21 protein-coding genes are annotated in these 26,659 nt (G+C 63.5%); 11 read left to right on the forward strand and 10 right to left on the reverse strand.

Features of this window, described 5'->3' with window-relative positions:
* Nucleotides 1-185: 185 nt before the first annotated feature.
* A complete protein-coding gene (locus NL528_RS14740) occupies nt 186-1,199 on the reverse strand; it encodes a formamidase (protein WP_309183389.1) in 1,014 nt (337 codons plus the stop codon).
* Between the two features lie 323 nt (nt 1,200-1,522).
* Here NL528_RS14740 and NL528_RS14745 point away from each other — a divergent pair, with 323 nt between their 5' ends.
* A complete protein-coding gene (locus NL528_RS14745) occupies nt 1,523-2,245 on the forward strand; it encodes an isochorismatase family cysteine hydrolase (protein ID WP_309183390.1) in 723 nt (240 codons plus the stop codon).
* Nucleotides 2,242-3,897, forward strand: coding sequence for a regulator (locus NL528_RS14750; RefSeq protein WP_309183391.1), 1,656 nt, complete (start codon nt 2,242-2,244; stop codon nt 3,895-3,897). The genes NL528_RS14745 and NL528_RS14750 overlap by 4 nt, the downstream gene beginning before the upstream one ends.
* 180 nt (nt 3,898-4,077) lie before the next feature.
* Here NL528_RS14750 and NL528_RS14755 read toward each other — a convergent pair whose 3' ends face one another.
* From NL528_RS14755 to NL528_RS14770, 4 genes are all read right to left on the reverse strand, one after another.
* The gene (locus NL528_RS14755; RefSeq protein ID WP_309183392.1) at nt 4,078-4,902 is read right to left on the reverse strand and encodes a carbohydrate ABC transporter permease; all 825 of its coding nucleotides are present in this window, start codon (nt 4,900-4,902) and stop codon (nt 4,078-4,080) included.
* Nucleotides 4,899-5,837 (reverse strand): sugar ABC transporter permease, encoded by a 939-nt coding sequence (locus NL528_RS14760; RefSeq protein ID WP_309183393.1) that lies wholly within the window; start codon nt 5,835-5,837, stop codon nt 4,899-4,901. The genes NL528_RS14755 and NL528_RS14760 overlap by 4 nt, the downstream gene beginning before the upstream one ends.
* A complete protein-coding gene (locus tag NL528_RS14765) occupies nt 5,834-7,159 on the reverse strand; it encodes a sugar ABC transporter substrate-binding protein (RefSeq protein WP_309183394.1) in 1,326 nt (441 codons plus the stop codon). The genes NL528_RS14760 and NL528_RS14765 overlap by 4 nt, the downstream gene beginning before the upstream one ends.
* 119 nt (nt 7,160-7,278) lie before the next feature.
* Nucleotides 7,279-8,133 carry a VOC family protein gene (locus tag NL528_RS14770; RefSeq protein ID WP_309183395.1) on the reverse strand — a complete coding sequence of 285 codons (855 nt, stop codon included), beginning with the start codon at nt 8,131-8,133 and terminating at the stop codon, nt 7,279-7,281.
* A 74-nt stretch (nt 8,134-8,207) separates the two neighbouring features.
* Between NL528_RS14770 and NL528_RS14775 the strand changes: the two genes are divergently transcribed.
* The 3 genes from NL528_RS14775 to NL528_RS14785 all read left to right on the forward strand — a co-directional run bounded on the left by NL528_RS14775 (nt 8,208) and on the right by NL528_RS14785 (nt 12,176).
* A complete protein-coding gene (locus tag NL528_RS14775) occupies nt 8,208-9,509 on the forward strand; it encodes an FAD-binding oxidoreductase (RefSeq protein WP_309183396.1) in 1,302 nt (433 codons plus the stop codon).
* A 136-nt stretch (nt 9,510-9,645) separates the two neighbouring features.
* Nucleotides 9,646-10,833 (forward strand): 6-phosphofructokinase, encoded by a 1,188-nt coding sequence (locus tag NL528_RS14780; protein WP_309183397.1) that lies wholly within the window; start codon nt 9,646-9,648, stop codon nt 10,831-10,833.
* A gap of 197 nt (nt 10,834-11,030) precedes the next feature.
* The gene (locus NL528_RS14785) at nt 11,031-12,176 is read left to right on the forward strand and encodes a fructose 1,6-bisphosphatase (protein WP_309183398.1); all 1,146 of its coding nucleotides are present in this window, start codon (nt 11,031-11,033) and stop codon (nt 12,174-12,176) included.
* 26 nt (nt 12,177-12,202) lie between these two features.
* On the opposite strand, the gene NL528_RS14790 is transcribed toward NL528_RS14785, so the two are convergent.
* From NL528_RS14790 to NL528_RS14805, 4 genes are read right to left on the reverse strand one after another with little or no spacing between them, the layout of a single operon-like run.
* Nucleotides 12,203-13,837 (reverse strand): ABC transporter ATP-binding protein, encoded by a 1,635-nt coding sequence (locus NL528_RS14790; RefSeq protein WP_309183399.1) that lies wholly within the window; start codon nt 13,835-13,837, stop codon nt 12,203-12,205.
* Entirely contained in the window at nt 13,834-14,664 is an 831-nt protein-coding gene (locus NL528_RS14795) for an ABC transporter permease (protein WP_309183400.1), read from the reverse strand. Before NL528_RS14795 ends, NL528_RS14790 begins: the two co-directional genes overlap by 4 nt.
* Before the next feature lie 4 nt (nt 14,665-14,668).
* Nucleotides 14,669-15,646 carry an ABC transporter permease gene (locus tag NL528_RS14800; protein WP_309183401.1) on the reverse strand — a complete coding sequence of 326 codons (978 nt, stop codon included), beginning with the start codon at nt 15,644-15,646 and terminating at the stop codon, nt 14,669-14,671.
* 24 nt (nt 15,647-15,670) lie between these two features.
* Nucleotides 15,671-17,287 (reverse strand): ABC transporter substrate-binding protein, encoded by a 1,617-nt coding sequence (locus NL528_RS14805; protein ID WP_309183402.1) that lies wholly within the window; start codon nt 17,285-17,287, stop codon nt 15,671-15,673.
* A 324-nt stretch (nt 17,288-17,611) separates the two neighbouring features.
* On the opposite strand from NL528_RS14805, the gene NL528_RS14810 reads away from it, so the two are divergent.
* Complete coding sequence (locus NL528_RS14810) at nt 17,612-17,911, forward strand: HU family DNA-binding protein (RefSeq protein ID WP_027536409.1); 300 nt, start codon at nt 17,612-17,614, stop codon at nt 17,909-17,911.
* A gap of 252 nt (nt 17,912-18,163) precedes the next feature.
* Here the strand turns inward: NL528_RS14810 and NL528_RS14815 are convergent, their stop codons facing one another.
* A complete protein-coding gene (locus NL528_RS14815; RefSeq protein WP_309183406.1) occupies nt 18,164-18,943 on the reverse strand; it encodes an SDR family oxidoreductase in 780 nt (259 codons plus the stop codon).
* Between the two features lie 227 nt (nt 18,944-19,170).
* Between NL528_RS14815 and NL528_RS14820 the strand changes: the two genes are divergently transcribed.
* The 5 genes from NL528_RS14820 (at nt 19,171) to NL528_RS14840 (ending at nt 26,505) form a co-directional block, all read left to right on the forward strand.
* Nucleotides 19,171-20,016, forward strand: coding sequence for a CmcJ/NvfI family oxidoreductase (locus tag NL528_RS14820; protein WP_309183407.1), 846 nt, complete (start codon nt 19,171-19,173; stop codon nt 20,014-20,016).
* Between the two features lie 81 nt (nt 20,017-20,097).
* Entirely contained in the window at nt 20,098-21,354 is a 1,257-nt protein-coding gene (locus NL528_RS14825) for an MFS transporter (protein ID WP_309183408.1), read from the forward strand.
* Nucleotides 21,355-21,427: 73 nt separating this feature from the next.
* The gene (locus NL528_RS14830; protein WP_309183409.1) at nt 21,428-23,092 is read left to right on the forward strand and encodes a hydantoinase B/oxoprolinase family protein; all 1,665 of its coding nucleotides are present in this window, start codon (nt 21,428-21,430) and stop codon (nt 23,090-23,092) included.
* A gap of 2 nt (nt 23,093-23,094) precedes the next feature.
* A complete protein-coding gene (locus NL528_RS14835; protein WP_309183410.1) occupies nt 23,095-25,137 on the forward strand; it encodes a hydantoinase/oxoprolinase family protein in 2,043 nt (680 codons plus the stop codon).
* A gap of 141 nt (nt 25,138-25,278) precedes the next feature.
* Nucleotides 25,279-26,505 carry an ABC transporter substrate-binding protein gene (locus NL528_RS14840; RefSeq protein WP_309184902.1) on the forward strand — a complete coding sequence of 409 codons (1,227 nt, stop codon included), beginning with the start codon at nt 25,279-25,281 and terminating at the stop codon, nt 26,503-26,505.
* Nucleotides 26,506-26,659 lie beyond the last annotated feature (154 nt).

Genomic DNA, 26,659 nt, shown 5'->3' on the forward strand with positions numbered 1-26,659 from the left:
AAAAACTCGCGCGAAATGCGCGGCGAGGTCGCGAAGCCATGTTTTCCGTCATTGCGAGGAGCGAAGCGACGAAGCAATCCATTCTTGCCTTGCGGCCCAATGGATTGCTTCGCGGAGCCTGTCATCGGGCGGCGCTTTGCGCCGACCCGTTGGCTCGCAATGACGGCCCAGAATCAGCCGTTGCTTCACTCCGCCGCCTTCGCGGTCTTGCCGAACATTCGCATCGGCGCCGGAAAACCGCACGAGGTGCCGTCGGTGACCTTGACCTGGTCTTCCCAGGGCAGGCGGAACGTGCCCGCGACCATGTCCTGCATGAAGGTGTAGGGGCAGTCCATCGCGCCGCCCTTCACCGCGACATAGCCGCGGTGCCAGAGCTGATAGATGTTGTTCTCGACACCCCAGTTGATCCGCGCCTCGCGCACCAGGTCGGGGCGCACCTCGGCGGTGATGATCTCGTCGGCGCGCCCGGTGGTGCCGTGGGCGATGATCGTGCCGTCGAAATTCACGATCATGCCTTCGCCCATGGAATCGAACGAGCCGTCGGAGCCGCACATGCAGACATTGGCGGTGACCATCAGATTCTGGAACGCATTGGCCTGGTTGGTGAAGCGCCAGCTTTCGCGGATCGGCGCGGTATAGCCGGCGGTGCGGATCATGATCTCCGCGCCTTTATAAGCGCATTCGCGCGCCATTTCCGGGAACATGCCGTCATGGCAGATGATCAGCGCGATCTTGGCGCCCCTCGGTCCCTCGATCACGGGAATGCCGATATCGCCGGGCTCCCACGGCTCGACCGGAATCCAGGGATGGAATTTGCGATAGTAGAGCTTGATCTCGCCGTGGTCGTCGATGATCAGGCCGGAATTGTAGGGATTGCCGTCGGGGTTGAATTCCATGATGGAAAAACAGCCCCAGATCTTGTTGTCGATGCAGGCACGCTTGAAGGACGCGACTTCGGGGCCGTCGAGCCGGCACATGATTTCGGGATTGGTGTCCATCGACAGGCCGTGCAGCGAATATTCGGGAAACACGACCAGGTCCATGGTGGAAAGATTGCGCCGCGCCTTGCCGACCATGGTGACGATGCGCTCGGTCTGCCGCGCCAGGTCGGCGCGGGTCACGACCACGGGCAATTGCAGTTGAACCAGCCCGATCACGACGCCTTCGGGCGATTTGTTGAGGCCGCCAAGTCCGTTCATGTTGTCCTCCCGTCAGCCGGTGCCCTTCGATGCGCGAAATGCTGCCAGCGCTGTTCCATCCAATCCAATCGTAATCAGCAACAAATATGCCAGCCCTGACCCTCCCTGCGCAAATCAAGTGCAATAAAAATTCCGCACATCCAATAAGCAAATGCACGTCATCAAAGCGACGCACAGAGAATGAGCAACTGCTCCATCGACGCCCAACAAATTGAAAACATGATGGATTCCGTTTTTTGGAAACGCCAAACGGGATTGTACACAATGGCACGCGCCTTGCTTGGCCTGGCTTAAGGAGTTCTCTCGTTCGGGGCGCGTACGTCATGACGAACTCAAGCGGTACCTTCGGCAAAGTGGCGGCGGAACCAGAGCCGATCGAGCTCGACTGGACCAAAACCGCACTCGTCATCATCGACATGCAGCGCGATTTCATGGAGCCCGGCGGCTTCGGTGAAACGCTGGGCAATGATGTCTCGCAGCTCGCGCGCGCGGTGAAGCCGATCGCGGCGGTGCTGGCGGCGGCGCGCGATACGGGCATGCTGGTCGTGCACACCCGTGAGGGACATTTGCCCGATCTGTCCGACGCGCCGCCGGCGAAAGTCGAACGCGGCGCGCCGAGCTTGCGCATCGGCGATCCCGGACCGATGGGGCGGATCCTGATCCGCGGCGAAGCCGGCCATGACATCATTCCCGAACTCTATCCGCTCGACAGCGAGGTCGTGATCGACAAGCCGGGCAAAGGCGCGTTCTACGCCACCGAGCTTTCCGACGTCCTGCAGAAATACGGCATCGAGAATCTGCTGGTGTGCGGCGTCACCACCGAAGTGTGCGTCAACACCACCGTGCGCGAGGCCAACGACCGCGGCTATCGCTGCGTCGTGCTGTCCGACGGCTGCGCGTCCTATTTCCCTGAATTCCACGAGATGGGCCTGAAGATGATCAAGGCCCAGGGCGGAATCTTCGGCTGGGTCACCGATTCAGCCGCGGTACTGGAGGCACTTTCACCGGAGACTTCAAAGACAGTAGCAGCAGGGGGATCACGATGAGCACAAGCATGACGGGGACTGCCGGCAAGTCCGATTTCAGGCCGGTTCTGTGGACACCGGGCGACTGGAACGCCTTTTTCGGTTTCGGCACCAACATCCTCGTCAACATGCTGGTCTTGACCGGCCTGTTGCGCTTCGTGCTGAAGATGCCGGACTCCCTAGTGTTCGGCCGCATCCTGCCGGCGCTCGGCCTGATGATGTGCCTGTCCACCTTCTATTATGCCTTCCTCGCCTATCGGCTGGCGCTGAAAACCGGCCGTACGGACGTCTGCGCGCTGCCGTCGGGCGTCAGCGTGCCGCACATGTTCATCGTCACCTTCGTGATCATGCTGCCGATCACGATCAAGACTGGCGATCCCATGAAGGGCTGGTCGGCCGGCCTGGTCTGGGTGTTCTTCCAGAGTTTCCTTCTCATGATCGGCGGCTTCATCGCCCCGTATATCCGCAAGATCACCCCGCGTGCGGCGCTGCTCGGCACGCTCGCCGGCGTCTCCGTCACCTTCATCTCGATGCGGCCGGCGCTGGAAATGTACATGACGCCGCAGATCGGTCTGGTCTGCTTCGGCATCATCCTGGTGAGCTGGTTCGGCGGTGTGAAATATCCGAAGAACATCCCGGCAGGCCTGGTCGCCATCGCGGTCGGCATGATCATCGCGTGGGGCTCCAACCTGTTCGGCCTCGGGCTCGGTGGCCTCAGCGTCAAGGGCGTCGGCGATGCCTTTGCAAGCTTCGGCTTCTCGGTGCCGATCCCGGCCATTGGCCAGGTGTTCTCGGGCTTCGAGTTCCTCGGCGTCATCCTGGTCACGGCGATCCCGTTCGGCATCTACGATCTCGTCGAAGCCATGGACAACGTCGAGAGCGCGGAAGCGGCCGGCGACGAATATCCGACCACCCGCGTTTTGACCGCCGACGGCGTCGTCAGCCTGATCGGCTGCCTGATGGGCAACCCCTTCATCAACGCGGTCTATATCGGCCATCCCGGCTGGAAGGCGATGGGCGGCCGGATCGGCTATTCCGCCGCGACCGGCATCATGGTGGTCGTGTTGTCGTGGTTCGGCATCATCTCGGTGCTGCTGGCGCTGGTGCCTGTCGTCGCGATCTCACCGATCCTGCTCTACATCGGCATGCTGATCGGCGCGCAGGCGTTCCAGACCACGCCGGTCAAGCACGCGCCCGCTGTGGTGCTGGCGCTGACGCCGCATCTTGCGGCCTGGGCCAAGCTGCAGATCGACACCATGCTCGGAGCTACCTTGAGTGCGGCCCAGACGGTCGGTGCGCTGGCTCCCGACAAGGTCGGCGCGGTCAAGACCGCGGCCATTGCCTCGCTTCCACAGCAAGGCGTGATCTACCACGGGCTGGAAGTGATGGGCGGCGGTTCTATCCTTGCCGGGCTCATCCTGGGTGCGATCGGTGTCTTCATCATCGAGCGTGATTTCATGAAGGCTTCGGCCTTCGCGCTCGCCGGCGCTGTGATGACCTATTTCGGCTTTATGCACGGCGAAGCGGTCGGCATCGGCAGTGGGCTCGGCGTGACGCCGGGCGTGGCGCTGGCCTATGTCGTGATGGCCGGTGGCCTGTACGCGCTGGGCAAGACCAGCACCAGCGAGAGCTACAGTTCGCATCCGGAAATGTCGGCGGCGCCGGCTGAGTGAGTCTTACTTCTCCCTCGCCCCGCTCTTCGCGGGGAGAGGGTGGGGTGAGGGGCCGCGCCGCGAAGACGGTGACAGTTGTTTCCGCGGAGAGTCCCCCTCACCCGGATCGCATCTTTGATGCGATCCGACCTCTCCCCGCAAGCGGGGCGAGGTAAGGAAGACAAGTAACGCACGGGGGCCCTATCCGCCCTTGACGGCACCTGCGGTTAGCCCGGCGACGATCTGTCGCTGGGCGAATACCGTCAGCAGCAGCACCGGGAGCGTCACGATCAACGCTGCGGCCGCCAGCGGTCCCCAGCTCAACTGATCGAACGAGATCATGTTGTAGACGGCCACTGGAAGCGTGCGCGTCTCGCGCCCCGCCAGCACGATGCCGAACACAAAATTGTTCCAGGAAAAGATCACCGCGAGGATGAAGGCGACCGCAAGGCCCGGGCGGGCGATAGGTAGCGCCACGTGGCGGAACACCTGCCAGCGCGTGGCGCCGTCAATCAGGGCGGCTTCCTCCAGCTCCAGCGGCGTGGTCTCGAAATAGCCGATCATGATCCAGATCACGATCGGCACGGTCACCACGAGATGGATGATGATCTGCGGCAGCAGCGTGCCGAGCAGTCCGAGCCACTGGAACAGCAAAAACAGCGGAATCAGATAGGACAGTCCCGGCGTGATGCGGGCGATCAGGATCACGATCGCGGATTTGTGCGCGGCCATGCGCGCGATCCCGTAACCGGCGGGCACGCCGACCAGCATCGCCAGCAACGTCGCGCTGCCGGTCACGATCAGGCTGTTGACGAAATAGGTCAGGAACCGGTTCGACGCCAGCACGTCGGCGTAATTCTTCCAGGCAAAGTGCTCGGGGATGAGGACCGGCGGGTAGGCGGCGTTGTCGACCTCGAATTTCAGCGACAGCGAAGCCATCCAGAGGAAGAACAGGATGGCCGGCGACACGATGATGAACACCGCGAGCCAAAGCCCGATCTTGCCGAGGATCTGACGCAAGCTCATGCGCCACCGCCGATCTCGGTCCACAGCGTGCGCTGGCGCAGATGCAGCATCATGGCGGCCATCGCAATGATGAGCAGGAAGAACACCACCGCGATCGCCGAACCATAGCCGAGGTCGTAATAGATGAAGGCGACGCTGTAGAGATAGAGGTTGATGGTCTCCGACGCCGAGCCGGGCCCGCCTTGTGTGATCGCGAAAATGATGTCGAAGCTTTTGACGGCGTCGATCATGCGGATCATGCCGGCGATGAACAGGAACGGCGTGATCAGCGGCAGCGTGATGTAGCGGAACATCTGCCAGACGCCGGCGCCATCGATCTGCGCGCTCTCGTAAGGTTCGACCGGGATCGCGGCGAGGCCGCCGAGCACGATCAGCATCACCAGCGGGGTCCATTGCCAGGTCTCGACCAGCACCAGCGACGGAATCACGGTTGCCGGGTGAAACACCCAGAGCTGCGGCGGCAGGCCGACCAGCGAAAGCAGATAATTGAGCACGCCGAGTTGCGGGTGGAACATCATGGTCCAGACCAGCGCGATCGCAACAGGCGTCGCCATCATCGGCATGATGAACACCCCGCGCAGAAAGCCTCGCCCGGGAAATTTGGCGTGGAACACCACCGCCGCCAAAGTGCCGAACACCAGCGGCAGCAGTACGGAGAGAGCCGTGTAGAGAATGGTGTGGCCGACCGCCTCGACGAAGCGGGGATCGTTCGGCAGCCGCCAATAATTGGCGAACCCGACAAAAGTGGTCGGCGAACCGACCTTCCACTCGTTCAGGCTCATCCAGATCGTGAACAGCCATGGAAATATGATGATCGCGAGCACGACGACCAGCGCCGGTACCACGAACGGCCAGTAGGATGGCGGCCGCCATTCGCGCTCCGGCGCGGCATCGTTTTGCGCCGCGGCCGGAGTAGTCTGTGTCAACGCACTCACGCTTTCTCGCTGCGCTCCAGGATCGGCCGGTACTGCTCGTGGGCCTTCTTCAATTCCGTCGCGGGATCGGCGCCGGCCAACGTCGCGGTAATCGCCGCGCCGACGAGGTCGCGGAATTCGGCGACCGGAATCACCACCGGCAGGCCGAGTTTGCTGATCTTGGCGGAATCGATCACCGATTGCAGCCATTCCTTCGGCATCTTCACGCCCTTCTGGATCTCGGGATCGTTGAGGATGGAGTTACGGAACGGCACGCCGCCGCCAGCCTGCAACAGCCGCGCGCCCTGCGTCTTCGACACCGCCCATTGGCACAGGAGATAGGCGGCTTCCTTGTTCTTGCTCGCGGCCGCAATGCCGAGGCCGTCGCCATAGGTCGCCGAATATTGTCCCTTGGGTCCGGCCGGCACGACGGTGTAGCCGACCTTGCCGACGATGCGCGAGGCGGCCGGGTCTTCCAGCGGCGGCGCCCAGCCGACGCCGTCGATCCACATCGCCGAGCGGCCTTGCGTGAAGGACGCCATCGACTCCATCCAGTTGAAGCCGGCGACGCCGGGCGGGGCAACTTTGGTCAGCAGCGTCTGATAGAGTTTTGTCGCCTGGATCGCCTCCGGGCCGTCGGTCAGGATGTTGCCCTTGGAGTCCAGGAATTCGCCGCCATAGTTGAGGAAGAAGTTGGTCCACAGCGTCATGTTGGCGTTGCGCAGTCCGCGTCCGACGAAACCGTAAATGCCTTCCTTGGCGTCGGTGAGCTTTTCGGCCGCGGCGACCATCTCGTCAAAAGTCTTCGGCACCGCGACGCCCTTCTTCTGGAACAGCTCCTTGTTGTAATAGAGGATGAAATAGTCGACCGACCACGGCAGCGACAGCATCTGCCCCTTGTCGTTCTTGGCGTATTCCAGCCCGGCGGCGGAGAAATCGCTTTCGACGAGGTCGGGCGCGGTGAGATTCGGGTCCTTCATGTAGCCGGTCATGTCGGCAAGCCAGCCGGCTTTCTCGAACTGCCGCTTCTGCACGTGATAGCTGACGTGAACGACGTCAAAGCTCGGCTTGCCCGAGGCGAGCTCGATCACGGCCTTCTGGCGCTGCTGCTGCTCCGGAATCTGCTCCGACTCGACCTGAATGCCGGTGAGATCGGTGAATTCCTTGATGTACTTTTGCAGATTGTCGCCGCGCGGGCCCTTGGCGAGGACCACTTCCAGCTTGGTGCCGGCGTATTTCTTCCATTGCGGTTCGGCGCGTGCGGGCAATCCGGTGAGGCTGAGTGCGCCGGCCGCGGCCGTGCCTGCCAGCAATGCACGGCGCGAGATCAGATGATCGTTCATGGTTTCTCTCCCTGGGGTCGGCTTGTATTTTGGGAGAATACTAGCGCGCGCGAGCGGTGTGCATAGCCCTAATGTGCGCGGTATCGCAGTGCGGTGGCCGCGCGCACAGGATTTTCCGGCTACGCCTTCACGAAGGCGAGCAGCGTGCCATTGCCCGCAGCAGGCGGCACACAGATGGCGCCGCTGCTGTGGACACCGGTTGAACCGAGCGCTTTCTCGGCAGCCGCGACATCGGCTGATATCACAAGACCGGCGCCGCCGCGCTCGGGCAGGCCCGCGAGCGAAACTTCGGGATAGCGCTTGCCGAGCTGATCCCTGGTCAGGAACACGAAGTCGGCGCGGTCACCGCCCGATGGCACCGCGGTGGCGCCGTCCGGTTCAGCCCGCACATCGCGATCGATCAAGCGCGACAGATGCGCGGCGTCGTTGGCCGGATCCGGCGTGATGATCAACGCCTGCTTCAGGCGCTTGGCGCCATTGGCGTGCTTCATCAGTTCGGGGATCCAGACAGTTTCGCGCGTCTTGTGCTGGCAGGCGAAGATGCGCACGCCGCCTGGCGCTTCCGCGGTCGGCCATTGAAAGGTCCGGAATTTGGCCGCCGACAGCGTGCCGTCAGGCATCGTCACCGGGCGCTCGAAATCGGTCGGACCGATCGGCACATAGCCGCGCGCGCGAATTTCTTCGGCGCCGGCGGCCGAATCCACCGCGGTGAAGGCGATGCGCTCGATGCCTTCGCCGCGTTTCTCCAGAAACGCCCGCGCCGGAGCACTATGTTCCGTCGGCGTCAGTACGCCGAGCAATTCCATATAATCAGGGTCGAGCATGATGGTGTAATTGCCAGATCCCATATGCGCGCTGTGAGTGCCGCGCGGCGAAATGGTGAACCCCAGCCGCTTCCAGTTTTCCGCGGCCTTGTCGAGATCCTTCACCATGACGACGGCGTGATCTAGTCCGATGACGTTTTTGAGTGCCACTCTTTTATTTCCCCGGCATGGATTGAAGGTTTAAGCTAACCAGATCGATCAGGCGCCCGCAAGAAAGGATCCCGATGAATACGACAAACGTCCGCTGGCCCGACTCGCTGTGGGCCGCGGCGACGCCACCGGGGCCCGATCTTCCGGAGTTGATCGGCACGCAACAAGCCGATGTCATCGTGATCGGCGCAGGCTTCACCGGGCTCTCGACGGCATTGCATTTGCGCGAAGCCGGCGTCGATGTCGCGATCGTCGAGGCCGCGGAGCCGGGCTGGGGTGCGTCCGGGCGCAATAATGGCCAGGTGATCCCGACATTGTCGCGGCCCGATCCCGACGACATCGTCGCCAGGCACGGCGCGGTCGGCGAACGCTTTGTCGGGATGCTGCGCGACAGCGCCTCGACGCTGTTCGAGGTGGCGCGGCGATACAAGATCGAGGCCGAGCAGGAGCAGGCCGGCTGGGTTCAGCCGGTGCATTCGCCCGGCCGCATCAAGATCGCGGAACGTCGCGTGCGGCAATGGTCGAACTACGGCGCGCCGGTCGACTTGCTGTCGCGCGAGCAGGCGCGCGAGATGCTCGGCTCGGACGCGTGGTACGGCGGCTTCTGGAACAGGACCGGCGGCCACATCAATCCGCTGGCGCTGGCGCGCGGCCTCGCGCGCGCTGTGCTCGGTCTCGGCGCGCGGATTTATGCGCGCTCGCCGGCGGAGAGCTTTGAGCGCCGCAATGGCAAATGGGTGGTGAAGACGGCGAAGGGCGAGATTTCGGGCCGGTCGCTGGTGGTCGCGACCAATGCCTATAGCGGCGAATTCTCGAAATCGCTGGTGCCTGATATCGCGACCGAAGTGATGCCAATCCTGTCCTGGCAGATGGCGACGCAGCCGCTGTCGGACAATGTCCGCAAGACCATCATCCCCGGCCGGCAGGCGATGTCCGATACCCACGGCGAGCTTTACTTTGCGCGTTACGATGCGCGCAATCGCCTGGTTACCGGCGGCGCCGTGATCGGTCCGGGCAACAAGGCCGAGCGGTTGAAGGCGCGGGTGACGGAGCGGCTGCAGCGGCTCTGGCCGCAGATCGGCGAGATCTCCTTCGATTACGTCTGGAACGGCTATGTCGGGATGACCACGGACTTTTTGCCACGCATTCACCGGCTCGGACCGAATGCCTTTGGCTGGACCGGCTGCAACGGCCGCGCGGTGGCGCTCACCATTCCACTCGGCGGTGAGTTGGCGAAGGCGGTTCGCGGTGTGCCGGAGAAGGAATTAGCGCTGCCGTTCACCGAGCCGGTGCCGATCGTGGCCCATGGGCTGCTGCGCAAACTGGCGCCGCTGATGCTGCTGGTCTACCGGCGGCGCGATGCGCGGGAGATGTAGAGCAAGGAGGGTCGCGCAACTCAAAGTGGAGATTTAGGCGAGTATGCCTCCGCTGGCGGATAGCCACGGACCCGCCTTACGGAAACCACAACGTGATGCAGACGTTATTACGCTATGGCAATCCTGGGAGGTGGGCATGGCGAGGAAGCATATCGGCATTCTCACGGGCGGCGGCGACGTCCCCGGCCTCAACGCGGTCATCAAGAGCGTGACTTATCGCGGCAGTGAGGACGACATCGAGGTCGTCGGGCTCCGCCGCGGTTGGGAGGCCCTTACCCATCTGAACCTGGACGACCCCGCCAGCAAATCTCACTACCTCATTCCACTGAACCGTGAAAACACCCGCACCATCGACCGGCGCGGCGGCACCGTGTTGCACTCGAGCCGCACCAATCCGTCCAAAACGAAAAAGCTGCCCGATCATCTCGTCGGCAGGGATTTTCCATTCTCAGAGAGTACCAAGGGCGGCATCGCAACCAAAACGTGGGACCTCACGAGGCAGGTGCTGGCGAATCTCTCGGGGCTCGGCATCGAACACCTGATCGCGATCGGCGGCGACGATACGCTCAGCTATGCGGACAAGCTCAACGAACTCGGCGTCAAGATCATCGCCATTCCGAAGACGATGGACAACGACGTCCGGAACACCGAGTACTGCATCGGATTCTCGACCGCGATCACCCGCGCCAGCGACGCCATCCAGCGGCAGCGCACCACCGTCGGCTCGCACGAACGAATTGGCATTTTCCGGATCTTCGGCCGTGATGCCGGATTTACCGCGCTCTACACCGCGTACGCGACCTCGATTCGATGCGTCATACCGGAATACAAGGTCAATCTCGACGAACTGATCCAGTTGCTGCTCGAGGACAAGCACGCCAACCCGAGCAATTATGCGCTGATCGTGCTCAGCGAGGGCGCCGAGTGGGAGGGCTACAGGGTGCAGGAATACGGCGAGTCCGACGCCTATGGTCACCGCAAGAAAGCCAGCGTGGCCGAAGCGCTTGCCGACGAGATCAAGCGGCGCACGGGCGAGGAGACCATCGTCTCCGACCTCACCTACGATCTGCGATCGGGCGATCCCGACTTCATCGACAAGCTTGTCGCCCTGACCTTCGGCAACATGGCCTACGATGCCGTTTTGGAAGGCCGGACCGGCCTCATGTCGGCGCTGGTCGATGGCCGCTACGACCTCGTGCCTATCCCTGACGCCAGACTCGGGCCACGCAAATTGGACGTCGCCAGCACGTACAACACGAAGCGCTACCGTCCCATCTACGCCAACAAGCGGGGGTTGCCGATCTTTCTCAACCGCGCGTCATAGTACGGGGAGCGGCAATCCGGACCGTGGCATGATCGGCTGCTGCGGTGCGTCGTAAGCGCGTATCGACACGCGGTTGCTGGAGGGCCATAATGCAGCGAGGAACCTATCAGAGGTTCCTTTCATTGATGAGCAGCGCCGTCGCCCCGGCGCAGCGAGCGCCGAGGCGGAGGCGCTGAGCTGCGGTCGGAGGAATGCTCATGAGACTCACTCTTTCGGTCATCAAGGCTGACATTGGTTCCGTCGGCGGGCACACGAAACCGTCTGCACGCATGATGGCGACTGTCGAGGGCGAGGTCGCTAAAGCGATCGACAATGACCTCTTGATCGACGGTTTCGTCCGCCACACCGGCGACGACATTGCGATCATCATGACGCACACACGGGGCGAAGGCAGCTCCGAGGTACATCAATTCGCATGGAAAACGTTTCTCGCAGCCACATCGGTCGCGAAGGCTTCCGGGCTCTATGGCGCCGGCCAGGATCTTCTCGTCGACGCACCTTCCGGAAACGTTCGCGGTGCCGGCCCGGCCGTCGCCGAGCTCAGCTTCGAGCACAGCCTCTCGGGTGCGAGACCCGCGGAGTCCTTCATGGTGTTCGCCGCCGACAAATGCGGCCCCGGCGCCTACAACCTGCCGCTCTATCTGGCCTTTGCCGATCCGATGTATTGCGCCGGGCTGATGCTGCCCCCGATGATCAAGGGTTTCCGTTTCCATGTCATCGACATGGATAACACGGGTGGCGACAGCGTGATCGAACTCGACGCGCCCGCGGACGGCTACCATATTGCGGCGCTGCTTCGCGACAACGAGCGCTTTGGCATTGACCGTATCGTTTCTCAAACATATGGCGAGGTCGCCGTCGCTGTTTCGGCGCAGCGCCTTCACTCGATCGCAGGCAAGTACACTGGCAAGGATGATCCGGTTGCGATCGTCAGAAACCAGGGGATTTTCCCGGCGCCCGAAGAAATCATCTCGCCGTTCGCCAAAGCGCACTTCGTGGGCGGCGATGCGCGCGGCTCGCACGTGATGCCGTTGATGCCGGTGCCACTTAACACGCCGGTGACGGGTATGTACTGCCTGCCGATCGTTTCCTGCGCCGGCTTTTCGATCGACAAGGACGGAAAATTCTCGGAGTCGTATACCGATTTCTTCGACAACCTTGCGTGGGATGAGGTCCGTCAGCGCGCCCAGCGCAAGGCGATCGAGATGCGCAGCCAGGGCTGGTCCGGCGCCGCGATGCTGCCCTATTCCGAGCTGGAGTATGGCGGCTTCCGCGACACCGTATCCGCGCTTCTCAAGCGTTTTCGGCTGCGCGAGGAGCGCAAGCCGGAAGCGGCCGAGTAGAGAAACGCTGCGTACCGCGTGCCTGGCTACACGGTCGCCGTGGCGTGCTCGCGCGCGAACTTGCCGCCGGGGATCGCGGCGAGCAGCGCCTGCGTGTAGGGATGCTGCGGGTTGCCGAACACCTCGGCCGCCAGCCCTTGCTCCACCACGGCGCCATCCTTCATCACGGCGACGAGATCGCAGATTTGGGCGGCGACCCGGAGATCATGGGTGATGAAGATGATGGACAGGCCGAGCCGCTGGCGCAACTCGGCCAGCAGTTTCAGCACCTGCGCCTGCACGGAAACGTCGAGCGCGGAGACCGGCTCGTCGGCGACCAGCACGTCCGGCTTGAGCGCGAGCGCCCGCGCCAGCCCGATGCGCTGGCGCTGGCCGCCGGAGAATTCGTGCGGAAAGCGGTCAGCCGAGGAGGGATTGAGGCCGACCAGCGCGAACAGCTCCTTGGCCTCGGCGATAGCTTCCGCCCGTGGCGTGCCGTGCACGATCGGTCCCTGCGCGACCAATTCGGCCGCCTTGCGGCGCGGATTGAGCGAGGCGAACGGGTCCTGAAACACCATCTGGATATGACGGGTTTCGCGGCGGACCTCCTCGCGGGTTAGTTTCGCCCAGTCCTTGCCGCCGAGCACGATCGATCCGGTCTCCGGATCGATCAGCCGGACGATGCAGCGCGCCAGCGTCGATTTGCCGGAGCCGGATTCGCCGACAATGCCCAGCGTCGCGCCCTTCGGCAGGTTGAGCGATACGTCCTGGACCGCCGGCGTCACGCGCGCGCCGCGTCCCAAAAAGCCGCCGGTGCGATAGGTTTTTGAGACGCCCGATATGGTCAGAATGTTCTTGCCGGAAATGATGCGCGCTGGCGGCGCCTTCAGCGGCGGCACGGCGGCAATGAGCTGTTTGGTGTAGGGGTGCCGCGGATCGTTCAAGACCTGCGCCGCAGCACCTTGCTCCACGACCACGCCGTGTTGCATGACAACCACGCGGTCGGCGATCTCGGCGACGACGCCGAAATCATGGGTGACGAACAGCACGGCGGTTTTCTTGCGCTGCTGCAGGTCGCGGATCAGCTTCAGGATTTGCGCCTGCGTGGTGACATCGAGCGCCGTCGTCGGCTCGTCGGCGATCAGCAGTTTCGGGTCGAGCGCCAGGGCCATCGCGATCATGGCGCGCTGGCGCTGGCCGCCGGACAGCTCATGCGGGTAGGCCTTTGCCGCGACTTTGGGGTCGGGGATGCGGACGTCTTCGAGCAGCGCCAGCACTTTGGCCGATATCTCGGCCTTCGCCAGCTTTGTATGGATCGAAAACATTTCGGCGATCTGATCGCCGATGGTGCGCAGCGGATTGAGCGCGGTCATCGGCTCCTGAAAGATCATGGCGATGCCGGCGCCGCGCACCTGGCGCATCTCGGCGACGGAGGCGGCGCAGAGGTCGCGCCCTTCGAACACCATGCGGCCGCTGTCGATTCGAACCTCGTTCGGCAGCAACCGCATGATGGCGTTCGCCATCATCGACTTGCCGGACCCGGACTCGCCGACCACGCACAGGATTTCGTTCGAGGCGATCGACAGCGACACGTCCGACAGCGCATGCGGCCGGTCTGCGCCCCTCGGCAGGCTCACGCCGAGATGCTCGAGCGAGAGGATGGCGTCGACGATCCCGCTCATCGGCTCTTCAGCCTCGGATTGAGCGCATCGTTGAGGCCCTGTCCGACCAGCGACACCGCGAGCACGGTGACAAGGATTGCTATGCCGGGGACCGCCGAGACGTACCATTGCACCCGCAGGACGTCGCGGCCAAGCCCGATCAGATTGCCCCAGGAGGCGACGTTGGGATCCGACAGCCGAAGGAACGCCAGCGCGCTTTCGAGCAGGATCGCGACCGCCATCACCACGCTGGCGTAGACGATGACCGGCGGCATCGCATTGGGCAGGATCTCGCCGAGGATCAGCTGAAGGTCCTTCATGCCGAGCGTCCGTCCGGCCTGGACGAATTCGCGGTTGCGCAGCGACAAAAATTCGGCGCGGGTCAGCCGCGCCGGCGCCGGCCACGACACCACGCCGACCGCAATCGTGACGGTGGTCAGCGTCGAGCCGAACACGGCGACCAGCACCAGCAGCAGCACGAAATTGGGCAAGGTCTGGAACGCCTCGGTGATCCGCATCAGCACGTTGTCGACCCAGCCGCCATAGTAACCGGCGAAGGCGCCGACGAGGATGCCGATCAGGATCGCGATCGCGGTGGCGACGCCGCCGATCAACAGCGAGATTCGCGCGCCGTAGAAAATCTGGGCGGCGATATCGCGGCCCGAATTATCGGTGCCGAGCAGGAAGCGCGGATTGGAGAACGGCCAGATCAGGGGACGTCCGGCCAGCGCCAGCGGATCGCGCGGATAGAGGAAGCTGGCGCTGGCGGCCATCGCGACCACGACCAGCAACAGGATCAGGCCTGCGACCGCGGCGGGACTGCGAAAATAGCGTTTCAGCGCGTCCATGCGTTTAGCCCCCGGCCGCGATGCGCGGATCGAGCCGCGCATAAAGGAGGTCGACGACGAAGTTGACCACGATGACGAGCAGGGCGGAGACGAACACGATTCCGAGCAGCGTATTGAGGTCACGCTGCACTACGGATTCGTAGGCCAGCCGCCCAAGGCCGGGCAGCGAGAACACGCTTTCGACCACGACGGAGCCGCCCAGCATGGTGCCGGCCTGCAGGCCGATCAGCGTCACCATCGGCAACAGCGCGTTGCGCAGGACATGGCGGGTCACCACGCGGGTCTCGTCGAGGCCCTTGGCGCGCGCGGTCCTGACATAATCGAGGTTGAGGACTTCCAGCATCGAGGCGCGCATGATGCGCAGATAGATGGCGAGGAAGATCAGCCCAAGCGTCAGCGTCGGCAGCACCAGGTGTTTTGCGATGTCGATGACGCCCCAGATGCCCGCTTGCGCGGTTCCGATATCCTGAAACCCGCCGGCCGGCAGCCACTGAAGATAGATCGAGAACACCACGATCGCCATCAATCCGAACCAGAACGACGGGGTCGCGTAGAAGATCAGTCCGAGCGTCGAGATCAGCGTGTCCGGCCAGCGGTTGACGCCGCGGGCGGCGATCACGCCGAACAGCAGGCCGAAGAAGAACGCAAAGGACAGCGAGGCGGTCATCAATAGAATGGTCGGCGGCAGCCGTTCCAGGATCACGGTCGCGACTGGCTTGCCGTAGATCGAGGAGAAGCCGAGATCGAGGCGGATCAGTCGCCACAGATAATTGCCGAGCTGCACGGGGACTGAGAGATCGAGGCCGTAGAACTTGCGCAGCTCGCGCGCGGTCGCGGCATCGCCGCCGCCCATCTGCGCCATCAGCGCGTCGACGGTGTCGCCCGGCGCCAGTTGCAACAGCAAAAACACGCCGATCAGGATCAGAATGAGTGTTGGAATCGAGGCGGCAAGACGCCGCCCCGCAAGGCCAAGGATGCGCATGGGCAGATACTGACGGACTTCGCGTCAGGCGGAAAGCCAAAGATCGTGCCAGCTTGCCGAGCCCCAGCGCGGGGTGTTGGAGTGGTTGCGCGCCTTGGCCGATATCACCGTGACGAAAATCTGCTCGATCGGCATCCAGACCGGCAGTTCCGTATTCACCTCCTTGACGAACTCGGCATAGAGCGCCTTGCGCTTGGCCGGGTCGATCTCGGTGGCGGCATCATCAATGGTCTTGTCGACGGTGGCATCCTGCCAGTCCCATTGGTTGGTCCAGGGCGCGCCCTTGGGCTGGCCCGAGCGGTACCAGACCGTGGTCGAGACCGCAGGGTCGTTGCGGTATTGATGCCAGCCGGTGGCGAGGTCGAAGGCGTGCTCGTCATAGACCTGTTTGAGGAAGCCGCCGCCGTCATTGCGCACGATATCGACGGTGATGCCGACTTCGCCAAGGGATTGCTGAATGAAGGTCGACCACAGCGAGATATCCTCGCCCCACGGCGCCGGCAGCAGTTTTAACGAGAAGCGCGTGCCGCCTGCGCCGGCCTTGAAGCCGGCCTCGTCGAGTAGCGCTGTGGCCTTGGCCTTGTCATAGGGATACTGCGGCGTGTTGGCGCCGGGATAGAAATCGGTCGAGGTCGAGGGAATCGGCCCGGTGCCGAGCCTGGCAAAGTCGCCGAGGAAATTGTCGATGAAGAACGGCACATTGATTGCGTGCGCGATGGCGCGGCGGACGCGAATATCCGACAGCTCCTTGCGGCGGAAATTGAACTCGATGGTGTTGGTGCGTGCGTTGCCTTCATTGCCCTTGGTCGAGACGATGAAGCGCTTGTCTTTGGACAGCCGCGCCATATCCGAGATCGTCAGGCCCGAGAACGGGCTGTAATGCAATTCGCCGGCTTCCATTTGCGCCGCGGCCGCGGCGCGGTCGGTGATCACGCGCCAGACGATGCGGTCGAGATAGGGCGCATTGGGGCGCCAGTAGTCCGGATTGCGATCGGCGATGATGTATTGCCCGCGCTCGTACTTGACGAATTTGAACGGGCCGGTGCCGACCGGGGCCAGGTTGGTCGGGTTCTGGCGGATATCGCCGCTCTCGTAGAGGTGCTTTGCCGAGATGTAGCCGAGGTCGGGCAGCGCGCGCAGCAAGAGGTTGAGCGGCATCGCCCGCTCGTAGTGGAAGACCGCGGTCTGCGGATCCGGTGTGTCGACTGCGGTTAGGAAAAGCTGCAGCGTCGAGCCGTAATTCAGAATCTTCTTCCACATATTCATGGCGGTGAATTCGACGTCGGCCGAGGTGAACGGCTTGCCGTCGTGCCAGGTGACGCCCTTGCGCAGCTTGAAGGTGACGGTCTTGCCGTCGGGGGCGGCTTCCCAGCTCTCGGCGAGCACGCCGACCGGCTGGCCGCTGGCATCGAGGTCGACCAGATTCTCCTGGATCTTGCCGCCGATGATGTAGACGCCGGTGGAAGCCTGAATGCTGGGATTGAGCTGGCGCTGCTCGGCGCCGTAATGGACGTTGAACACGCCGCCCTTGCGCGGTGTTTCCTGTGCAAAAGCCCGCATCGGATTGATGACATTCGCCGCGATCGCGGCCGATGTCAGCAGCGCGGTTCGGCGGTTGATTTCGAGGCGGGTCAAGTCCATTCGGCGGTCTCCGGGGGCGCATCGGGTGGTGAGCCACCTCTGCGGCGGCAGCTGGCTCCGATGTTACGATGGAAGGTGAGCCAGAGTCATTTTCTAATGATGTTCTGATTCGGAAAGATCATTCCTGAAACGCGCCGCAGACGATTCTTGCCGCCCGAAACCTCTTGAAATAGAGCCTCCGCCACGTCCGGCAGGCCAGAAAACGCCTAGAACTGCAGGAAATAGCGCCTTTCGCGGCGATATAGCTGTGCAGAATGTCGAAAAGCCTGTTTTTTTAGCCAGTTTCCGCCATAACGTGCTCATTCCAGAATCAATGGAGCAAACATGGCTACCCAAATGTCGAAGTCGCAGTTGATCGAAAAGATCGCGACCACCACCGAAGTTTCCAAGAAAGAGGTCAAGGGCGTGATGGAAGCGCTCGTCGACGTCGGTCACAAGGAGCTGAAGAAGAACGGGGTGTTCCTCGTTCCCGGCTTCGCGAAGTTCGTTGTGGTCAAGAAACCCGCGACCAAGGCCCGCAAGGGAACCAACCCCTTCACGGGCGAAGAGATGATGTTCAAGGCCAAGCCGGCCCGGAAGATCGTCAGGGCACGGCCGGTCAAGGCTGCCAAGGACGCGGTTTAAAAAAGAAAAGGCCTCCGGTGACGGAGGCCTTTTGCTTTTGGGACCTGCTGGCGACGCCTTGCCAGAGCGGGCTTCGCTGGACCGGCTCCCTCGCCCCGCTTGCGGGGAGAGGGTTGGGGTGAGGGGGACTCTCCACAGACTCGCTCGCGGTGAGTCCCCCTCACCCGAAATTCAAGCTGCGCTTGAATTTCGACCTCTCCCCGCAAGCGGGGCGAGGTGGTCTGGGGCTGCGCCCACCTACATAACCGCGGGCTACACCACCGGTGAACGGCCGCCGTCGACATTGATGGCGGTGCCGGTGATATACGAGCCCTGCTCCGAGGCGAGGAAGCAGGCGAGGTTGGCGAACTCCTCTGCGGTCCCCATCCGGCCGAGCGGAACGCCCTTGGCCAGATCGTGGGTAAAGGCGTCGAAATCCGTGTCCGGTGCCCTTTGGGCGTGCCGCTTGACCCATTGATCGCTGACGATCAGGCCGACCAGCATCGCATTGACCAGGATGTTGTGCGCGCCGCCTTCGTTGGCCATCGCCTTGGTCAGCGCCATGCCGGCCGCGCGCGAAACCGAGGTCGGCGTCGATGCGGCGGCAGGCGCCTTGGCGCCGATGTTCAGCACATTGATGATGCGGCCCCATTTGCGCCCCTTCATGCCCGGCCAGACCAGCCGGCTGAAGCGGATCGCGGCGAACAGTTTCAGGTCAAGGTCTTCCTGCCACATTTCGTCGGTGACGGACTCGAACGCCATTGCGCGCGACGTCCCCGCATTGTTGACGAGGACATCGATCTTGCCGAGATCGGCTGTGATCTTCTCATAGGTCTTCGAAATGTCCGCCGCCTTGGAAACGTCGCAGGCGTAGTCGCGGACCTCGAGGCCGTCCCTGGCGAGCCGCTCCCGCGCGGCCTTCAGATCCGCTGCGCCGCGCGCCAGGATCGCGACCCTGGCGCCGGATTCGGCAAATCGTCGCGCGACCGCGATGCCGATCCCCTTGCTGCCGCCGGTGACGACGGCAACACGGTCTTTCATGGTTATGTTCATGGTTTCTCTCCCTGGCGGATTTATTGTTGCCGCGCATCGCCCGAGCGTCAATGTCGGCGGATTTGCCTTGCCAGAACAACCACGCGGCCCGGGCGACGCAGACGACACGAATGTTCTCCGGTTTGCACCCTCCGAAATCGCAACGTTGCTATTTGCGGGGCGGCCTTGCGGGGAGCGCTGGCGCCGCCAAGATCAAAACAACAAACAATGGAGTCCGGGAGACCACCATGGGCCTTCAACAAACTAGCATCGAGTCGCTTCCGTTCGTCACCGCCGAGCTCAACTACCTGGCGCCGACGCCGGGAAAGCCGCGAACCTACGCGTTCGATCCGCCGCCGGGCGAGCCCAAGACCACCGCGCTGCCCGAACCTCACAACGTCCCGGTCTTCGATGCGCGGCTGATCGCCGATACCCTTTCGCTCGACCGCGAGGGTTTTGCCCTGGTCAAACACCCGACCATCGTGCGGAATTTCTACGACGATAAGGAGGTGAGGAGCGTCTACTATCCCGCCGCCGAGGCCTTCCTCCGGGCCACCTTGAAGGCCGATCGCGTCGTCATCTTCGACCACACCGTGCGCAAGCGGGTGGAAGGTGCCGCCGATATTCGCGGCGCCGGTCCGCGGCAGCCGGCCACCCGCGTCCATGTCGACCAGACCGATGTATCGGGGGCCAACCGCGTGCGCGAGCATTTGCCCGATGAGGCCGATGAGCTTCTAAAGGGACGGGTACAGGTCATCAATCTGTGGCGGCCGATCCGGGGGCCGTTGCGCGACGCGCCGCTGGCGATGTGCGACGGGCAGACGGTTGAGCCCGGCGATCTCGTCGCCTCCGACCTGATCTATCCAAACCGCAGCGGCGAAACCTATTCGGTCAAATACAATCCCGACCATCGCTGGTTCTACGTTCCGCAGATGACCGCCGACGAGGCGCTGCTGCTGAAGTGTTACGATTCAGCAACCGATGGCCGTACCCGGTTCGCGCCGCATACCGCCTTCGTCGATCCGACCACGCCGGCGGACGCGCCGCCGCGCGAGAGCATCGAGCTGCGGACGCTGGTGTTCCACAAGCAGTGATCGCGTGGCGGCAGGCGATTGGCGTCTGCCGCTTATTGGTGATACGCCGCGTCTCAAGATTTTTTTGGGACGAGACGGTTCATGGACGCTGGGAAGGTTGACGGTGCGGGGACCAGCTTCCGCGGATTGATTTTTGCGCTGCTGGCGCTCGCTTGCGGCCACATGCTGTCGACCTTGCTGCGGACGATTCCGGCCATCAGCCTCGACCTGATGGCCGCCGATTTCGGTACACCGCCGCAGGCGCTGGCGAGCCTGACCTCGATCTATCATTTTGCCTTTGCCGCCTCGCAGATTCCCGTCGGCGCGGCGATGGACCGCTTTGGCGTCCGGCCGGTTTCGCTGAGCCTTTTGCTCGGAACCATCGTTGGCGCGATGGCGTCCGGTTTCGCGACGGGACCGGAGAGTTTTCTGTTTGGACAATTTCTGCTCGGGGTCGCGACATCGGGGATGCTGATGTGTCCGATGACGCTGGCCGCAAAGCAGATGTCGGCGGCGCGGTTCGGCCTGTGGTCCGGCGTGATCCTGTCGATCGGCAATATCGGCATGCTGCTGTCGTCGAGCCCTCTCGCCTGGGTCGTTGAGCATCTGGGCTGGCGGGCAGGCTTCTGGATCTCCGCCGGCCTCGGTTTTGCCGTAGCGCTCGCCGTCTTCATTCTCGTCCCGAAACAACCGGCCGCGCATGCGGACAGATCCTCGCCGCTGTCGCAGATGGCCGAGGTGCTGCGTCTCGGCCTGTCGCGTCCGCTTCGCGGCCTGATCGCATTGGCGCTGGTCTCGTTGGCGGCCACACTGGTCTTGCGGGGATTGTGGGCGGGTCCGTGGCTGATGCAGGTCAAGGGGCTTAGCCGCGTCGAGGCCGGCAATGAACTCGGCGTGTTCACGGTCGCGCTGATTGTCGGGCCGTTGTGCATCGGGATCTTCGACCGCAAGTTCGGCCATCGTCGGGCCATCCTCGCAGCCAGCCATTTTCTGGCGGCGGTCTTGCTTTGTTTGATGGCAGCAGGCGCGCCGCATTATCCGGTTTCAGACCTGTTCGGCGTTACGGTCATGCCCGCGCAATATGATGCCATCCTGTTCGTCCTGATCGGCTTCGTTCTATCGTCGCAGCCGCTGCTTTACGGAATGACGAGGCAGCTCGTCGACGCCCAGAATACCGGCAAGGCGCTGTCGGCGATCAACCTTGCCTTCTTCCTCGGTGCGGCGCTGATGCAGTCGACAACCGGGTTGGTTGCGGCACTCCATGGCTTGCCTGCAGTGCTGCTATTCATGGCTGCGGTGCTGGCGGCCGGCACCTCCCTGTTTTTGATCTATACGTCGCCGGCGACAGCGGTAAGATAGACACCCGTGCGCAACGCCCGGCAGTTGGCGGAAGGCTCCCCCGAACTGGCGATGCGTTAATAACAAGGCAATAATGTCCACCAAGATCGATCCCATCACCCGATCCGTCGTCCAGCATCGTCTGAGTTCGATCGTGAAGGAAATGGGCGAAGCCATGCTTCGCACCTCCTATTCCCAGATCCTCAATTCCAGCCGCGATTTCTCGCTGGCAATTTGCGACGCGCGCGCGCGCCTGATCGCGCAGGCCGATCACCTTCCGGTGCATGTCGGCGCGCTGCCGTGGGCTACGATCGCGGTCGAGGAGCGGTTCAAGGACGTAGCACCCGGCGACGTCATCCTGCTCAACGATCCCTATCATGGCGGCAGCCATCTGCCGGATCTGACCGTCTTCGTGCCGGTTTTTGCCGGCGACAGGCGTCTGCTCTGGACCATCGTGCGTGCCCATCAAAGCGATATCGGGGGCGCCACCCATGGCGCCTACAATCCCGGCGCCACCGAGATCTTCCAGGAGGGGCTGCGCATTCCGCCCATCAAACTCTACGAGGCCGGCCGGCCGCGCGAGGATCTGCTCGATCTGCTGGCGCTGAACGTCCGAAACCCGCGCGAGTTTCGCGGCGACCTCGCCGCGATGCTGGGGGCGGCGCATCTCGGCGAGCGGCGCGTCTCAAAACTGTTCTCGGAGTTCGGCGCGCCCGTCGTCGAAGCCGCCATTGAAGCGATCCTCGACGCGACCGAGCAGCAGACCCGCGCCGTGGTCTCGACCTGGAAGGACGGCGTGTTTCACGGCGAGGCGTTTCTCGACGATGACGGCCATGGCCGCAGCGACATCCGCATCGCGGCTAAGGTCACCAAGAACGGCAGCGATATCGAGGTCGATCTGTCCGGATCCGATCCGCAATCGACCAGTTTTGTGAATTCCTCGCATGCCAACATGCAGGCTGCGGTCGCGATGGCCTTTGCCTATCTGATCGACGCCGAAATTCCGAAAAACACCGGCGCGCTGCGGCCGCTGAAGGTGATCGCAAAACAGGGCACGATCGTCTGGGCCGACCCCGGCCGTCCGGTGACGCTGTGCACCAGCCATCCTTCCAATGAAATCGTCGAGGCGATCGTCAAAGCGATGTCGGCGTCGTGCCCCGAACGCGCGATGGCCGGATGGGGCCGCCGGTTCCGGATCGCGATCCAGGGCGAAGACCCGCGCACCGGGCGCGATTTCATCTGGCACATGTTTCACGCCCGCCCCGGCGGCGGCGCCTCGTCCGGTGGCGACGGCTGGTCGTCGATCGGCGAATGGCATTCGGTCGGCGGCCTCAAATTCGGCAGCCTGGAAGTCGCCGAAGTGCGCTTCCCGCTGCACTTCCGGCAGCATGAATTCCGCGCCGGCTCCGGCGGCGACGGACAGTTTCGCGGCGGGCTCGGCGTCTCCCTCGATCTGGTGCTGGAGACGGAGAAACCGGCGAAGGGCAATACCGCCGGCGATGGCGTGCGCTATGGGCCCTGCGGCATGCTCGGCGGCGAGGACGGCCAACCGCATCGCTATCGTCTGCTGTCGGAAGGCCGCGAGCCGCGCGTGTTGCGCACCAAGGAAGTCGGCATCGAACTCCACCCCGGCGATTGCCTCGAAGTCCGCTCCTCCGGCGGCGGCGGCTGGGGGCCGCCTTCCCTGAGATCGGCGAACGCGCGCCAGCGCGACGCGGAGCAGGGACTGACCGGCACTCCGGCGGAGCAGCGTAGCTGACAATGTTCAGAATAGGAGTTGATGTCGGCGGGACCTACACCGACCTGGTCGCCACGGATGAAACCGGGCGGACGATCTTTGCAAAATCGCCGTCGACGCCGGCCGACCAGTCGCTCGGCGTCATGGCGGGCCTGGAAGAACTGGCGCGCCGTCTGGGCGTGACGCGTGCGGAGATGCTCGCTACGACCGAGCGCCTCGTTCATGGCACGACGGTCGCGACCAACGCGCTGCTGGAGCGCAAGGGAGCAAAAGTAGCGCTGCTCACCACCGAGGGCCATCGCGATATCATCGAAATGCGCGAAGGCCTGAAACCCGACCGTTACGATTTGCGCTCGCCGCCGCCGGAACCGCTGGTGCCGCGCGAGCGCCGCTTTGGCGTGCGCGAACGGCTCAAGGCCAGTGGTGAAGTTCTCACGCCGCTGGACGTCGGATCGCTCGGCGACGCCATTGCCGCGGTCAGGAAATCCGGCGCGACCTCGGTCGCGGTTTGCTTTCTGCATTCATACCTCAATCCCGTCCACGAACGCGACGCGGTCGAGCGTCTGACAAAGGAATTGCCCGGCATCAGCGTGTCGCGGTCGAGCGACGTGCTGCCGCAGATCAAGGAATATGAGCGCGTCTCGACCACGATTGTGAACGCCTATGTCGAACCGGTCGTGCGGCGCTATCTGACCAATCTGGAAGCGCGGCTGACCGAGGCCGGATTCAAAGGCAGCCTTTTCGTCGTGCTGTCGCATGGCGGCATGGCGCCGGTGGAGGAAGCCTCGCGTCTGGCCGCCGGCACGGTGCTGTCCGGACCCGCCGGTGGCATTTCGGGCAGCCGGCGCTGCGCCGATCTGCTCAAAATTCCCGATCTGGTGCCGTTCGACATGGGTGGAACCAGCACCGATATCTCGCTGATCTCGGACGGGCAGGTGTCGCTGTCCGCCGACGGCATGCTCGCCGGCCAGCGCATCGCGCTCCGCAGCCTCGACATTGCCAGCATCGCGGCGGGCGGCGGTTCGATCGCCAGCGTCGATAGCAGCGGTACATTGCGGGTCGGGCCGGAGAGCGCCGGCTCGGTGCCGGGGCCGGCTTGTTACGGCAATGGCGGCACTGCCGCCACCGTTACCGACGCCAACGTCGTGCTCGGCTATCTCGATGCCGCCGCCTTCATGGGCGGCGCGCGGCCGCTCGACCGCGCGGCCGCCGAGGCCGCGGTCGACCGGATCGCGGCATCGCTGGAACTGTCGCGGCTGGAGGCTGCCGCCGGCATCCACAAAATGATCAACCTGACGATGGCGGATGGCATTCGCCTGATGACGTTGCGCCGCGGCGTCGATCCCAGAAAATTGGCGCTGCTGAGCTTTGGCGGCGCAGCGGGGTTGCACGCCGCCGAAGTCGCGCGCGAACTGGAAATCAAGCGCATCATCGTGCCGACGGTGGCCTCGGTGCTGTCGGCCTGGGGCATGCTGACCAGCGACCTGCGTTACGAACTGAGCCGGACCCATTACGGCGCCGGTCCGCGGATTTCGGCCGGCGAAGTGCGTGAGCTCTTTGCCGAACTGGAACAACTGGCGGCCGGCCGACTGCGCGCCTGGTTCAACGGGCCGGTTTCGATCGAACGCTCGGCAGAGATGCGCTACGGCGAGCAGGTCTTTGAAATCGACGTATCCCTGACCGATCTTGATCTGGCTGTGCCTGACATCGTCGAGCAGATCGAGGAGCGCTTTCACCGCCGGCATGAGGAGTTGTACACCTACGCCTCGCGCGGCCAGGAGGTGGTGTTCGTCAACGCGCGGGTCGCGGCGGTCGGCGCAGTCGCGCCAATCGATCGGGATACGGGATCCGCAATGTCGTCCGGCGCCTGCTCGCCACGCACGACGCGGCAGGCGTTCTTCGGCGCGTGGCGCGAGGTTCCCGTCTATTCGCTCGACGCACTCCAGCCCGGTCATTCCCTGGCGGGACCTGCGATCATCGAGGCCGAGACCACGACGGTGCTGGTCGATAGCGGCGACCGGGTAACCGTTAACGCGCTGGGCTGGCTGGATATCAGGCTGCGCTGACGGATCGTCCGGCCACCGGTCAAGCGCAACAATTGATTTCAACAGTCACACTTGCGCGGTATTGTTGTGATCGCTGGACGGAACGCAGCGGGCGGCTTCCGGGGGGTGGTCGACGCGTTTGAGGCGATGTTGATGCAAACAATAAAACAAACCGGACTTTCGATATCTCTCCTCCTCGCCGCGCTCCTCACGTCTACGCCACCGAGCGCGCAGCAGGCCGCCGACGCCGGCGCGGCCGACAGCGACATCCGCATCGGCAATATCATGCCCTACACCGGACCGCTGGCTGGGTTTGCGACCATCGGCAAGGCGGAGGCTGCCTATTTCAACATGGTCAACGAGCGCGGCGGCATTAACGGACACAAGATAAGGTTCATCTCCCGCGACGACAGTTCGAATGTGAAGGAAGCAGTCGAGCAGACCAGCGATCTCGTCGAGAAGGAGAACGTGCTGCTGATGTTCGGGTCGTTCGGAACGCCGGGCAATCTGGCGACCCGGAAATATCTCAACGACAAGAAGATACCCCAGCTCTTCGTCGCCTCCGCCGACGAGGAGTGGGCGCACCCCAAAAAATTTCCGTGGACGATGGGCTGGCAGCCGACGTTTCGGGCAGAGGGACGGATTTACGCCAACTACATCCAGGCTTCCTATTCGGACCGCAAGATCGCCGTGCTCTGGCAGAACGATCAGTTCGGTCGCGATCTCTTCCGCGGATTGCAGGAAGGCTTGGGAGTGACGGCCGACAGGATTGTGGCGGACATCGCCATTGAAGCGGACATGTCGATCGATGCCCAGGTCGACATCCTCAAGAACTCCGGCGCTGAAGTGCTCGTCCTCAATTGCGCGCCGCCGATCTCGGCCCGTGCCATCCGTAGAGCGGCCGAATTGGACTGGCATCCGGTGTTGGTGCTGGTCAATGCGGCGGCTTCGATAGCAAACGCGTTGAGACCGGCGGGGCTTCAGAATGCCGTCGGCGTGATTTCAACCTCGTTCCTCAAGGATGCCGGCGATACAACCTGGAAAGAAGACCCTGCCATCAAGGCGTGGCTGGCGTTCATGGACAAATATTATCCCGACGGCGACAGGGAGGACGCCTACGCCCTGTTTGGCTACGCGGCAGCCGAAACGCTGTTGCAGGTGTTGACCCAGTGCGGCAACGACCTGTCGCGCGAGAACATCATGCGGCAGGCGGCGTCCCTGAAAGACTATCAGAACCCCATCGCGCTGCCGGGCATCGCGATCAACACCGGGCCGACCGACTTCCGCCCGATCGAGCAGATGCGGCTGGTGCAGTTCGACGGCAACGCCTGGCAGCCGATCGGCGACGTGATCGAGAGCGCGTTTACCAGCGTTCCCGGGGATAATTGATTGAGGCATTTCTCCCTCTCCCCGCTCTTCGCGAGGAGAGGGGCGGGGTGAGGGGCTCTCTCCGCCGATTCGATGCGCGAAGTGTTCGCGGAGGGTCCCCCTCACCCGAAATTCAAGCTGGGCTTGAATTTCGACCTCTCCCCGCAAGCGGGGC

Source organism: Bradyrhizobium sp. Ash2021 (genome assembly GCF_031202265.1).
GTDB lineage: Bacteria > Pseudomonadota > Alphaproteobacteria > Rhizobiales > Xanthobacteraceae > Bradyrhizobium.